This is a genomic window from Bacillus cereus group sp. Bce041 (assembly GCF_052646455.1).
This window is the reverse complement of record NZ_JBQXON010000013.1, coordinates 83,706-98,071: the sequence shown is the minus strand read 5'-3', so window position 1 is coordinate 98,071 and position 14,366 is coordinate 83,706. Positions and strand designations below refer to the sequence as shown.

Here is a 14,366-nt window from a genome sequence, read left to right as displayed (position 1 = left end):
CATCCATTAAAATTGGTAAATTGACGAATTAGATTTTTTACTTTGGCCTTGCGGATAATTTAGGATACGTACAGTTCCTCTTCTATTTTTAGCATCAATATTAAGCAGCTCACATGTAACAATTGTTTGGTTTACTGCGTCATCCACAGTTGGATTTGCCAGATTACGACCCTTTAGTCCTTTAAACTGAATACCTGGTGCAACTTCTACGAAAATCCCAGCAATAGCATCTACACCTACAATTTTACCTACAAAGCGGTCACGTCGTTTGTTTAATTCTAATAGTTTTTCCATTGGATCCGTTTCTAGTTTCTTTTTATTTCCTCTAAACTCATAGCGCCCATCCTTTTCCACTACTTTATCGATGATAAGCTCTACAACATCACCAATAATAATATCCGCCGAACGAACGAATGAATGAGACCATTGCGAGTATCTTACTCCTACTGTTACACCATGAACTTCAACCAGAATAGTTTGTGCAGATGGAATATGTCCAGAAACTGTTCCTGTGTATACTTTATTCCCCTCTTGCTCTACTATTTCTTCATATAATTTTCTTTGCAGTGCAAGTTCTCCTGCAGTGATAGATACAACAGCAAAGTTCCCTTCCTCAGTTCTTTGGAAATGCTCAATAATAACGGGTTTTGTTTTACCTATCAGCCATTGAGGATTTTTAGGAATATTTATACCTGCCTCTGTAAGTGGACAATATGCTGTCGTATGAGTACCAATTTGCATTGTGAGCACTTGTATCCGCTCAGATGTCCCGTTTTTAGTTGGGAATAATTTTTCAGATACTATGGTAATTAAGCCTTTCCCTACAGTACGTTCACGTTTCATACGAGCTAATTCTTCTAATTCATGTTCACGTATTCTTTCAAATTGATTGAAAGTTGATTCTATAAAGATGTCCTCTAGCGTGTTATCCGGTTCAAATGCCATCCCTAGTTCTTTTGTAATATGAGTATTTACCTTATCTTCAACCATTATATTTTCCTCCTAGAACGTAAAAAAGGACACACCTGTACCGTTGGAATGGTACGTAAGGTGTGTCCTTCACGTAAGTCATGTTTTATTTGTATAATTATTAATTAAAATATAACGTTTTTATGTAATTTGTGCAAGTATTATTTTTTGAAAAGGGAAAAGTTAAAATACTATATCTAACCTTTCCTCCTAATTTAAGCTAGATTTTCCCTAAAAATATAATCTTGAATAAAAAGTTATTCTAGGTTTCTATAGGTATTAATCAAAAAAATCATCTAATTCCTTACTCATTACATTAGATGTATTTTTCTTTTGTTGCTGGTTTTTATTAAGTAGTGAATTTGTATTGTTATACGTATTCTTTTGTTTGGCTTTTAAGTCTTTTTTGCGTTCTTTATAGTCCATATGTTTATCTTCATGCTGCTCTTCATTATTTCTAGTGTTCTCTACCATATTCTTTTCTAAGTTTTGATGAACAGTAATGCTAATAGATTCGTAAACTTTTGCAACCTCTTCATCAAGTTTATTTTCTTTAGTGGGATTAACTGTTTTTGTAGCTGGTTTCAAATTAGTTTTCATATCTGTTTTTGTTTCCTCTAATACTGTGGTTATAAGTCCCTCTGTTAGAAGCTTTTTTTGCAATGGATCAGTTTCTACAGGAATTCCTAAATGAATTGGGTAATTTATATCCCTTTTTGGTTCCAACATAATATTAGATACCTCTTTCTTCCGTTCTGCTAGCTCCATATTTTTTTTAGGACCTACTATTTCCCTATGTGTCTCTTTTGTTATATTCGGCAGCTCGCCATTCCGTTGTAGGGCATCTTGTAATCTTGAAGCACGTGTATAATCAATTTTAAATGCGTTCTGTAGTGCATGTATAGAAGAATTCCCTGATTCCTTAACAAAGGCTACTACATCATCATATAGGATGTCTTTAAAGAAGCCTGTTTCCTCTTGCTTTGCTTCTGATTTTTCGTTTGGAATGCTATTTTCTCGTGAAGTCGTATTATCTAAATCTGTATTAGATGAAGGAGTAGTATTGATTTGAGAATCCTTTGATAATATCAACGTATTATTATTGTTTGAAATTAAAACTTTACGAGGGTTATTCCCGGTGTAAGTGCTCACAATGTGATTGTGTTCTAACTTCTCAATAAATTTTACAGCCTTTATATGGCTGATTCTGAATTTTCTTTGCAAAAGAGATGGTGAGATTTGTTGTGATTCAATAACGAATGCCTTAATTTCTTCATACAACTTATTTTCAGTTTCTTCAATAACATTTCCCTGTTGACTGACATCCTTAAAATAATCAGGAAAAGTTACATTTTCTACTGTGTTTGTTTCTATGGAATTATTTTGTTCTATTTTATCACCATGCATAGGTGGAAATGATTCTATCTGTTTTATATTATTTGCATCTACATGTTTCATAGGATTTGATTTTGCGATAGATTCTTCAATGAGTCGAAGACGTTCAGTTTCCCAATATTGTCCAGACTTGATCTCTACTTGAATGATTGCTTGAGCAAACTCCTCTTTGGGTACAAAGTTACTAGTAATTTGTTGTACAGGTTGCACATGATTGGCTTGTACAATACGTGCAGCACAAATGAAGGCACCTTGTGCCATGATATCTCCTGGTGACATAACGACTTCTTTTAATTTTTGATATGTCGAACCTAAGCGACTAACGGGATTCTCTTGCATAGGAGAAATCCCTTGTTCGGATTCGGATTCTTTAAATTCCTCTGTTTCACCAAACATGTCAGAGAAAATTTTCGCATCATATGGTGTTACATCACCAAATATCATCTTGTTACGGAACGAACCTAGTAAAGTAAACATATACTGCTCTGTGAAATCCAAAGCTAATTGAGATAGTGTTTGACTTGCAATTGTCAGAATGACTTTATATTTACGAGATTGTGCAGGGAACTCTTTGAACGGGCGTACAACATAATCAGGGAATTCATCCACAATAATATGATGGTATGGTGAAATATTTGGTTCTCTTCGGAATACAGCATTTTGCATACTTAGTAATACGAATTTTCCTAGTACATTAGAAAGATCTGCAAGTTCTCCTTTGGCTGTATTTACTAGTAAAATACCACCTTGCTCTAGGTGAACATCAAAATCAAAATCTGATTTTCCAAATAAAACACGTCGTATTAAAACATTTGAGGCTAAATCTTTTAAGATGTTACGCAAACCTTTTACATATTCTTCTTCCCGGTCATAATGCATTGGTTTTCCACGATATTTTCCAGATTTATAAACGGCCGGTTCCCCTTGGAAACCCGTTTTTTCACGAATGGTATTATCGAACCATTCATCGATACCTTTTATAATCTTATATTCGTTTTTTTGATCACGTGATGCAACACCACTTTGAACAAAATCATATAATTTTTCTACCTGTACTTTTAATAGTTTGTGCATACGGTGTACACGTTCTACATCGTCGTACATATCTATTAAGTCATCAAAGGTCACATCTTTTTGTGGGTTATGTAGTTTTAATAAATAAATATGTTGCTTAAGGTGGTTCCGTTGTGCTTGTTCAAAGAATGCATTATTAGATTCCGATAGACCCTGGATAACCATTGCAAAAACCTCGGCTACTTTATCAACTGGTCCACGCAAAATATTAATGTTTTTGGTATCAGGGTTTGTGGGATCAATATAATAAATTGAACTTTCAGGAATCTTGTGTGCTTGTACTAACTTAAATACCTTTTGACATAAATCATTACTCGGTTCAATAACAGTTATCCCATTTAAAAATGTTCCTTTTACTTCTTCTGTATCATAATTATTCTTTTTATACGTATTTTCAAACTTATTTATAAAACGTACCATCCAGTGTAAATCTTGATTAATCATTGGAATAATTAAACTAGATGTCTTACCAGAACCAATAGGACCAATAATAATTCCATTTAGGGTTCTATCTTTCCCCTTGATTCGAATCATTTCTTTGTGCTTAATATGAGGACCTATATCAACATCAGGATATATTTGTTCCTCTTGGCTATTAAACCACTTTTGCAACTTATGATTTTTATATTCGTATTTTTGTACCCACTTTAAGATTTCTTCTCTGTAACGGATAATATGGCCACTGTACCAAAGAGTAAACAAAATCATAAATACGGTCGGTAAGAATACAAATATCATGGTGAGTGTATGGAAATTTCCTGTTAATACATCCCCTATTGCTTGATATTCACCAAAATTAACATGTTTTGCTTTATTCATAAGATAAGGAATAACTTTCGCATGGATAGGAGTAGTTGCAAACCATAAAAACTGAATATCTACTGCAATATGAGAAGCAATTAAAATTAATAACTTGCCATTTTGAAATTGTAAAGCTGGTATACGGCTGTAGAACCTAAAACTAAATTCTCCTAGTAGCAAAGAGAAGAACATTAAAAATAGTGGTACATATGTAATTTCTATAGGATAAGACGGTGGTTCAAATGCATAGTAGAGTAACTGTATGTAGTTTGCTACACCAAATCCAAATGAAAGGATAAATCCGCTAATTAAGGCAATTGTAGTGTATAATGGTAATCTTTGCTTAGATGTCTCCATAAAGGTTCACCTACTTTTTAAAGACATAGTTGAGCTTTATGGTGTAATGTAAAACGATTGTGAAGTTCTGGCTTGAATTGTTCCTTTGATTTTTTTAGAAAGAACTTCGCTGCATCTTCAGTTTGTTTTAAATATAAGTCAATACTATCTCCTTCACACAATTGGTTATATTCTTCTTGAGAAAGTACCGCAATATTTATCTCTAGTTTGTTATTCGTTGCAGTTTCAATTATTACATCGTACCAATAATAATTAGGCTTTCCTGGGATTTTGATATCTTGTAGGGAAACGCAAAATTTAGCTCCCCCTTCTGTAATATGTTTAAGGACTAGTTCTGGAGTTTTAAGTGCTTCTCTTGCTGAGAGCACTCCCCCAGTAGTTGTTGCAAATTGTAAGTTCATTGTCATTTTCCACTTCCACCTTTCTCCATAGAAAAAAGGCAAGCGACACCTACTGTAAAAACAGCGTGTGTCGCTTGCCTTAATTTCATATGTTCTGATTTGATTGTAGTTTTGAGTGTTTAGTTCAAATGTTATTCTATCACCTTAAATAATAAAAATCAATAAAATTGTATAAAAGTATATAAAAAATAAAAGATTAATATAATTCTACAAGTTTACGTCTTTTCGGATTAACGTTATTTGCAGCATGTACCATGATCTGTTTATCGGTTGCTATATTTGTATTTTGTATGGATAGAAGTAGTACATTAGCATAAGTGTCCATCAGTAGAATATCTCTAGGATTTTCACGTTTAGGATAGATAACTACAAGCGGAACGCCTTCATCTCCTTCCCTTCTTGAAAACACGATATCATCTAATCTTGCAATCATTCGGTAATCATTTTCATTTCCAAAAATAAAAAAGAAATCTTGAATAGAATCTTTATCTCTCCTGTATGTTCGTCGAAGGCCACCATCTATTGATTCTTTAAACGTTTGAATTTTTTCGACAAATGTGTAACGCCAATTGACATCTCCTACTGTACGTTGGGATAAAGGAAAAAGAATATCTTGTTCCAAGTTTTGATTATCATCTGTTCCTAGAATGATATCTGAAATAACATCTCCAGCATCTTTCAATGAGCAAATGTGTACATTTAGATTTGGTATATTCATTAATAGTTCATGATACTTCCGCATAGAAAATAATAGATTTTTCATACGTACGTATGGCGGTTCTGCATCTTCTGCAAGGAACATTGATTTGTCGTACATAACAAAGACAACCGTTACATCTTCATTTGTTTTCTTTGTATATTCTATGTACTTCTCTACTTTTTCAACTAAGGTAGAATTGGTTTCTTTACACATATCCATCTCAATATGGATATTTTTATTTTGATATGAAATATGTTCATCAGGAATCAAGGCCAATTGGTTGTCCTCAATTTTCACATTTTTTTTCTGGTAAAAAGAACGAATATCTAATTTATATAATATTTCATTCGTTTGTGTCTTCTTTGTAGTCGCTAAAAGAGTACGGATCATGACCTCGCGTGAACACATTGTGTGAAAAGAAGTTGCTCTTGAGTAACGTCGTTTTGAACTTTTTTTAGAAATTCTTCCTATTTCCATTAAGAATTCAATTGTTTTTTCTTTTAAGGAAAATAAAGCACGTTTCGTAATACTGTCAGCCTTTTTATCTGTTTTTTTAGTTAGCATGGCTCCATATTGTGAGTAACGGTCAAGCTTTGTGAATATGCTAGCTTCTGAATATTCTCTTCCCTCAAATGCACTATATAACTGAGTGATTTGTCTTGTTGTAAGTGCTCTTTTGTAATATAAAACTGTAAAGACAAATATGTCAGCCTCTTTTAAGTGAAAATGTTTTTTGGTACCTGATCTTCTATATTTATACACTTTTCCGGACAATGCATACACCTCTTATATTGAATTAAACTTAAATTAAATACTTGTTATTTTTCATATACTATTACATTGATGTGTTAGTTGTAAAACAAGAAAAAATGAATAAGAGATTCTAATCTTTAGAGATACCTCATTTTGTACATCGAAGTTGAGATGATAACTACTCTTATAAATCTCTTATAAATTGTTGATTTATAAGGCTCTATTAAATCCTTTGTTTTGTTAGGACGAGCTACTACTAAACACCTAACAATAGTTATAATGAAATTCCATTTGTAAAATAATGTTATGACGTCCTAACATTTATTAGATAGTAAAAATACCATTTTAATTGATTAAAATTATTCAAGAATTATAAAAAGGCTTATTGATAATAAAGAGTAATTTTCTCTATCTTTAACTCGAAATTCAACATTTTATATGTGATGAAGCGTTATTTCTAAATCATGGTATTGTCTCGATTTAAAATTACAACTGTTTCTTTTAGTTGTTTTTTATTGCATAGAATTATAAATTCACTTAGACAAATATTATTAATTGTTTCTACCAAATCAAAAATAAGTTAGAAATATGTCTACAGGTACTTAACATATAGGTTTTAGTCACTTGAACTACTTCCCCTTTTGCATCGTTAAGAAGGAGTAATCCTAACTGAAATGATAAAATTAACCAATTGTTAATTTTATGTAAGGTTATAATTGCTATCATCATTCCTACTACATTACAAAAGTTTATATTGTAATGTAAGTATCACTTTGATGTTAATAAGATGAGATCTCACTTTTAATAATCTAGTTTGAACACATGTTTCTTTTTCATAGTAGTGATGTGGTTGTTAGCCTACTACTTTTAGAATGTCAAATTTGATTTATCTTAGTATTCTCTTTTTTATATGTTGAATATTGAGGGGATTGATGCTGTTCATATGAAATTAACAACCTCTTCTACTGGCTTTCAAGGAATGAATGAAATTGACAAGGAATTGAATTCAAATGAGGAACAGAGGATAATTTTTCTTATAACATATATAATAATGTGAACTAACAAGTACTAAGTGAAGAACAGTGCATTAACATAACATTAACAATGAGCGGTATTATAAGTGATAAAACCTGTTAAAATAGCTAGGTAATAAAGAAAACCTTAGTTTGAATTGCTATAAGAACGTCTTGAAATCTCCCTAGTAATATAAATATACACGACCAATATGAGATATTAGAAAATTGCAAAAATAAAAGTTGGATTATGTAAGCTGTACAAATACGATTTATATAAAAGTTGTATATAAGAGTCTTATATACAACTTTTATATAAATTTGATAATAAGATTTTTGTTTTAATATTGATATAAAAGTATTTTTTTATACATCGTATATATAAAACTTATATATACGATGTATAAGTTTTTCTTGAATTTTTATGTTGAAAAAATAGGAGGTTTTTAATCGATTTTTTAAAGTTTTAATCTGGATTTTTTAATAGTCTTTGTTGAAATGTAAATCACATGAAATTTAAGATTGTTATAACATGTATACGCATTATATATACGTCGTACATTTAAACCCTTATAAAATATGGATTAATTCTAATTTTGTGTTTATAAGTCTTATATATAAGTGCTGTATATAAGTTTTATTTATAATGACTTGATATACGACGTGTAATGATGTACTATGTTTCTAGGAATAATTAACCAGTGTTTTAAGGGGGGGACAACTTGAACGAAGTTTTAAGTGAAAAATATCAAACAATCAAGTTTGCGGATGAAGTAGTAAACATGTTTGCTGATATACTTGAACAAGATGAGATACTCTATAGTGTATTTCTATACATAGGAAACATAGTAAATAAACAATTTCAAGAGACGAAGTACATGAGGGGCATATCTATTAATGAAATAGTGGAAAATGTAGTTATTGATAGGAGAGTAAAGAAAAAAAAGGGAAAATCCTATTCATTAGAGGTTGAACGTACAAATATATCTAGACGTTCAGCGGAAATAAGTGTGAGTACGCTATCATCAATGTCTTTAATCTATGAAAAAACCATGCACCCATATAAATTTTTGATCTCAACTTATAGAGGGCAACAAGTACTGATTGAGTTAGGGAAAAGAAAAAAGATAAATAAGGAGAGATAAAATAATGGCAAAAAACTTCTTAAAGAATGAAGTGGCAGTTAAAATGACGATGGTCGGTTTTGGTCAAGCTGGTACTAGAATGGTAGATAAATTTGCGGAATATACACATACAGATGGCACAGCAGTATATAATTGCTTAGCACTAAATAGTAATGATGGCGATCTAGCTGAATTAAAAAATGTACCAAAAAGTAATCAAGTTTCACTGAAATTAGGTGGTTTAGGTAAGAACCCTGAGCGTGCAGTAAAAGTCCTTGATTCAAATGAGGAAGCAAAAGAAAAGCTAAAAGAATTTATTACTGAACGTGTAAGACCTACGGATGAACTTGTTTTATTTTTTGCAGGTTTAGGTGGAGGAACTGGAACTTCTACAATCATTAAGGCCATTGAAGAATTTTCGGCTTTTCATAACAAGCCAGTAATCAGACAAGAATTACAAAAGGTTGCGCAGCTATATCCAATGGCTGAAATTAAGGCGAATCAGGCAAAGTTTGCAAGAATAGCCTTTGAAAATGCTATTGAGCGCAAAGACTTTATTAAAATGGGGATTGTTGTAACTCTTCCCGTCCGAGCGGATGGGCCTGATGTATTACGACAAGTAAATAAATTTTCACAGGAAATTTGGAAATTAGCAAATGATAAATCAAAAGGTGTAGCATTTGTAGTATTTGCTGATAACCAGCATTTTTACGATGAATTTAAGGAATTAAATGAAAATGAGAAAAAAGGTGTCGCTAATTCACGAGATTATGCAAATCAACGTATTAGTGAAATTATTCATGAGTTAAATACCGCTGCTAATGGATCTGGTACATCTGTAATACTGGATTCTCAAGACTTTAAACGTATTTTACTTGAGAAAACGGGCTGTTTAGTAATTAATAAGGTTTCACGTAATATGAATCAAATAGAAAATAGCCATGCAATTATAGAAATGTTTCAAGAATCATTAAGAGGAAGCTCTTTCCATCCCCCAATTGATTTGATGAAGAAGAACGATGATGGTTCAGTTGAAGCATCAAAAGTACATCATTTTGGTATGCTTGCTATCCTAGATGAGCAAAAGAATATTAATGATTCCTTTATGGATGACGCTAAGGTAGAAGTTTCAAATAATTTACCTATAAATGGCACAGTCTTTAATGGATATTTGGTGAGTAAGAATGATTTCTTAGGAAGTGTATATACGTTCTATAAAACTGATGCATTACCATCGAGATTATCTAAAGGTTTAGTTGAAGAATTTAATGAGTTTAAAGAAAGACAAAGCCAAATTCAGTATAAAAAGTCTCAAATTAGTACGATTGAAAGTATAGATGAGGATGAGGATTTAGGTTTTGCATTTGGAGATTTTATCGATATGGGTAGTGACGAAGAAAACAATAATGCTGGAGCAAATGAAGATGAAGATCTAGCAGATTTTTTAGATCCAGATAAAATGTTTGGTACTACAAAATAATAAAAAAGTCTGGACTAAGTTCCAGACTTTTTTATTATTCTACTGAATTCATAAGAGATTTTATATGCTCAATAATATTATCTTGTATGTACTGCTCTATGAAGAGTTGTTTTTTACTCAAATCTTCCTCTTTTTTAAACCAGCCTGCTTTTCTAGTACGCTCTTCCTCAGGTTTATTATTCCATAAGTTCTCTGCTTGTTTTCTTAATTCTTGGCGTGCTCTATGCTCAATAATAAAATTATCAAGCCTATCTTGGCGTTGGCGTAATTTTAGCGTTTCTACATCTTCTGGTTGTGGTAACTGCTTTAATATACTCTCTACCTTCTCTTCATAATGAGATTCAATATGTTTTATTTTTTCTTCTAACTGTTTAGTTACCATTTTTTCAATAATTTCTGCAGTAGCTTGAAGGTTTAATTCAGTGGATACCTCATTTGTTTGATGTTCTGGTGACACTGGTCTTAAATCAAACTGGTGTGGTAAAAGGTCAATAATTGCATCTAAAGACCATTTCTCATCCCTTTTCTGCTTTATAAATAGAGCAATTTCAAGGTCTAAAGCATTATAGAGTTTTTCATTTGTATTTTGAGTTCTTAAAGTTTCATGAAGTCCCTTTTCTTCTAGGATATTGAACCAATTATAAACTGTATTATGATGACGTCCTACTAGTTTTGAGAATTCTGTTATCCGCCATGCTTTTTCGAAAACATTATCATCTAATATATCATCATCGTTAATTTGATGGTCTTGTTTTTCATTTTTTTGCTCAATCATTGTAACTACCTCCTCAAAAATCAACTCATAAACAACTAATTATAATTAACATGTGAGCTGAAATTAACATGTTAGCTAGTATTTCGATAATATTTGTAAAAATCCCTACCAATCCAGTGGATTACATGAAATATGAAATTAACATGTAAACATATACTTGTTAACAAAACATTAACACTTAGTATAAAATTCGGTTGAATTAGTAACTTTATTACCAATTCGAAATATATAATTGGTAATGTTTTGTTAATGGGAATATATATATTATGTTAGTAGCACTACTGATAGTTGCTATGAGATTAACAAATTAGGCTACTTAATATTAATGATAAGGAAATAAAGCTATTTTGTAAATAAGTTATAAGGATATAATCCAGGTATATAACGGAAAATACACATACTAATGTCCAAAATGTAATTATCACGTATAAAAACTAGTAAAAAGTAAATAATATTAATATAGATTTAGTATTGTTCAATAAACAAAACGGTATTTAAGGATATAGGAGCACATTCATAATACTTTGAAGAGATTCGTTCCTACTCCCCATTTACTTGCTACGGATCTACTTATGTATATTAATTTAGTATAGAATGTACAATTTAAGTTGTATATTGCATGTCATGATAGAAATTTGTATAGTCAGTATCAACAAAATGAACTTTATCGGTATTTAAGAACAAACTGAGCTCGCGAATTGACATTGATATAAAAGGTGACATTGACATGAAACCAATACTAAAACATTCTTCTAACACCACATAAGCACCTAATGTTAATGTTTTGTTAACTATAATAGGCATATTAACCCTATGTTTACATGTTGATCTAAAAAGATTACTTTTAACATGGAATGTGAATCGTAAACGAAGGATTTTATGGGTAATTTTAAGGAAGTTTTTAAGATACTAAAGTTTGACTTAGAATACTAAAATAATCCTGGTGGTGTTTTTTGTAGATATCCGATCTCTAGTACATGCTTGCATATAATAATAAGATCATAAATAAGATGATGAGGTTGATATGTTAACCGAAATTAGATAAGTACACTTCGAATATCCATAAAGATAACATTGACATGAAATAAGAAATTGCTATGAGATTAATATAAAATTAACAAAAACTATTCAAACTAAGGACGGATCATCCTAATTGTTAATGTCATGTTGATCAGAGATAGAAACTACCATCTCGACTTAGAGATGGTAGTTATTCTAATGGGTGTTTATGACTTAAACTTCCTTAAAAAGTTAATAAAAGTATTTGGTAATAAAATATAGCATGCGCTGGTTTGCTAGTTGTTACATCCTATTAACTAATAATAAATGTAGATTTACCAAATGGTTTTACGTTAATTCACACCTGAGTACCATCGGATTTATATAATATGTAAAATATCGATATGAAATTAACATCTACACATTTTTATTTCGTTTCATATCAATGTTAATTGATATGTCAATTTCAATCAGAAGTATTAGTATCGGATAATTGTTTATATGACATTAACATATCCGGGTTATGTACTTCTTGTGTTAATAAATTAAATAGAGATAGATTTTCTTTGAAACCTTCTTGATCAAGGAGATTTATAAAAAGAATGGTGTAGCATATTTGAAATTTAGTTATAAATAGCAGTTGTAATGTTCAGGTATATGACTTATTTAGTTGGGCATACTATAAGTATGAGTTTTCTTATGATAAAAAAGTACAGATAATATCTTTACAATCTATAATTATAGATTGTAGTTTTTATAGTATTTGAGTGAAAGAAATGGTTTTGAAATTTAGCTATAATAGAAATGATTTTGTGTGTCATTCAATTTTAAGCATGCGTAAACTAAAAGTCATTTTAATTCATACAAGAAAAACATGTTATGGATATATATTCATCATTAGCATTCCTTTTTGTCTAATAACTTAAATAGGAATCCAAAAGCTATTTTATAATTTTTGTTTGCGAAATATGTAATTAGTAAGTTGGTTTAGGTATAAACTGGCTGGGTTAGTTTAACTTATATTTATCTCTCAATATAGGATTTCATATCAATGTCAGTTGATGTGTTAATATCAATGAACGTGTTTATACCGCTTGATTGTTTACATAACATTAATATGTATTAGTTGTTTGCTGTTAGTTATGTTATGAGTACTATAAAGATTGTTTTATATCTAAAGTTCTCTAAGGCAAGGAATATATCAAATGAATGTTTTTTACTTTTGAAATTTAGTTGTAAATATAAATCGAAATTTTGGTATGAAAATCCTGTACTTAGATATACTAATAGTGTTACCTGAATTAGGTGGTTAAATGACATATGCAAAAAAAGAAAAAGGTTAATCAATTAGAAGCATTATTTTTGTGAGTTTAATTAATAATTGCGAAGTAGTATTGACATTTAGATTTTATAGAGATAATCTTATACATAAGTTTCATTGTTTAAAATTAATATATGAATCGAGAGATATTCAATTCTTGCTAAACGGACACACCGAGGGCATATACCTGCCATTGGTGTGTCTTTTTTTTATTTAATAACTAGAAAATGATAAGGAGAGTATTAAAGAATGAATGAAATTATTAGTGAAAGCAAAAGAAGATTTGATAAATATTGTAAAGATAATCAAGTTTTTGAGGAGAGAATTAATTCTCTTATTAACTACTATTTTTTACTGCTTGCTGATCGTGTAAACATTTTACAAGATAGAGAATTTAATAACGAGGTCGAAGAGAAGCAATTTAAAAGCAGTCTCAAAGGGTTTGAAACATTATTCCCAGCTGCTGCTAAGAATGCATTTCTAAAAGGATATCAGCTTGGTTTAGAGTTTTTCAAACATCCAGAGACAGTGATCCCGGATTCTCTATTTACAAATCCTAATTTTGTACAAGATATTCCTTTTGCAATTGTAAATGCAGCGGAATTTAGCATTTATGAATTAGTTCGAACGGATGAAACACAAGAATTTAGTGTATTTGCTGTTCGAACTTATGAAGGCATTAAACCCATAATGGAGCAAGTATTTTGTGAAATTGCATTGTTTGGTGCGGAAATTTCACTTGAGCATGAACGTGAGGAAAGAGGACTGAAAGTAGTAGAAGGAAAAACAACTACTTTTACAAATGTTCCAGTAGATCGTTTATTTACAATTACTCCATCTGTAGCTGCTAATGTTGTGCATGCAGACGGCCGCTGTGAAATTTGGAGTCTAAATTGGAATACGAAATTAACTTTAGATAACCCTTTTAGTGAATTAGCACAAGTAACCATTGTTTACAAAGACAAGACAGAAATACAAAAATATCTTCGGGATGGATTTATATATGAACAAAGTTTATTTAGTGAGGTACCGTTAGAAGAAATCGAAGATCGTTTAGAGGTTAGAGTCAAATATAACCTTATTGATAATATGCCATGTAATTTGGATGGATTTGAAATAGAAGCGCTTCTCACCGAACTATTAACAAAAATACAAAATGCAACAAATGTGCCTTTTGAAAACATGCTATTACTTTAAAGCGATT

At 30.8% G+C, this 14,366-nt stretch carries 8 protein-coding genes; 3 read left to right on the top strand and 5 right to left on the bottom strand.

Annotated elements, in window-relative coordinates:
* Window positions 1-6 precede the first annotated feature (6 nt).
* The 4 genes from ACUN13_RS26590 to ACUN13_RS26575 all read right to left on the bottom strand — a co-directional run bounded on the left by ACUN13_RS26590 (window position 7) and on the right by ACUN13_RS26575 (window position 6,471).
* On the bottom strand, window positions 7-990 hold the full coding sequence (locus ACUN13_RS26590) for a hypothetical protein (RefSeq protein ID WP_000228953.1): 984 nt from the start codon (window positions 988-990) through the stop codon (window positions 7-9).
* Window positions 991-1,248: 258 nt separating this feature from the next.
* On the bottom strand, window positions 1,249-4,596 hold the full coding sequence (locus ACUN13_RS26585; protein WP_445424027.1) for a DNA translocase FtsK: 3,348 nt from the start codon (window positions 4,594-4,596) through the stop codon (window positions 1,249-1,251).
* A gap of 17 nt (window positions 4,597-4,613) precedes the next feature.
* Window positions 4,614-5,003, bottom strand: a complete 390-nt coding sequence (locus ACUN13_RS26580) for a hypothetical protein (protein WP_002164668.1) — start codon at window positions 5,001-5,003, stop codon at window positions 4,614-4,616.
* 190 nt (window positions 5,004-5,193) lie between these two features.
* A complete protein-coding gene (locus tag ACUN13_RS26575) occupies window positions 5,194-6,471 on the bottom strand; it encodes a replication-relaxation family protein (RefSeq protein ID WP_445424026.1) in 1,278 nt (425 codons plus the stop codon).
* 1,714 nt (window positions 6,472-8,185) lie between these two features.
* On the opposite strand from ACUN13_RS26575, the gene ACUN13_RS26570 reads away from it, so the two are divergent.
* Window positions 8,186-8,608: a hypothetical protein gene (locus ACUN13_RS26570; RefSeq protein ID WP_001006726.1), complete on the top strand. Its 423-nt coding sequence runs from the start codon at window positions 8,186-8,188 to the stop codon at window positions 8,606-8,608.
* Window positions 8,609-8,612: 4 nt separating this feature from the next.
* Window positions 8,613-10,067 (top strand): cell division protein FtsZ, encoded by a 1,455-nt coding sequence (locus ACUN13_RS26565; RefSeq protein ID WP_001097036.1) that lies wholly within the window; start codon window positions 8,613-8,615, stop codon window positions 10,065-10,067.
* A gap of 34 nt (window positions 10,068-10,101) precedes the next feature.
* On the opposite strand, the gene ACUN13_RS26560 is transcribed toward ACUN13_RS26565, so the two are convergent.
* The gene (locus tag ACUN13_RS26560; protein WP_088344542.1) at window positions 10,102-10,842 is read right to left on the bottom strand and encodes a MerR family transcriptional regulator; all 741 of its coding nucleotides are present in this window, start codon (window positions 10,840-10,842) and stop codon (window positions 10,102-10,104) included.
* Between the two features lie 2,569 nt (window positions 10,843-13,411).
* On the opposite strand from ACUN13_RS26560, the gene ACUN13_RS26555 reads away from it, so the two are divergent.
* The gene (locus tag ACUN13_RS26555) at window positions 13,412-14,359 is read left to right on the top strand and encodes a hypothetical protein (protein ID WP_445424025.1); all 948 of its coding nucleotides are present in this window, start codon (window positions 13,412-13,414) and stop codon (window positions 14,357-14,359) included.
* The last annotated feature ends 7 nt before the right edge of the window (window positions 14,360-14,366 follow it).

What these genes read in the sequence shown, in the direction of transcription:
- ACUN13_RS26555 (WP_445424025.1), top strand. Translation starts at nt 13,412, where the DNA reads ATGAATGAAATTATTAGTGAAAGCAAAAGAAGATTTGATAAATATTGT.
- ACUN13_RS26590 (WP_000228953.1), bottom strand. Translation starts at nt 990, where the DNA reads ATGGTTGAAGATAAGGTAAATACTCATATTACAAAAGAACTAGGGATG.
- ACUN13_RS26565 (WP_001097036.1), top strand. Translation starts at nt 8,613, where the DNA reads ATGGCAAAAAACTTCTTAAAGAATGAAGTGGCAGTTAAAATGACGATG.
- ACUN13_RS26580 (WP_002164668.1), bottom strand. Translation starts at nt 5,003, where the DNA reads ATGACAATGAACTTACAATTTGCAACAACTACTGGGGGAGTGCTCTCA.
- ACUN13_RS26560 (WP_088344542.1), bottom strand. Translation starts at nt 10,842, where the DNA reads ATGATTGAGCAAAAAAATGAAAAACAAGACCATCAAATTAACGATGAT.
- ACUN13_RS26585 (WP_445424027.1), bottom strand. Translation starts at nt 4,596, where the DNA reads ATGGAGACATCTAAGCAAAGATTACCATTATACACTACAATTGCCTTA.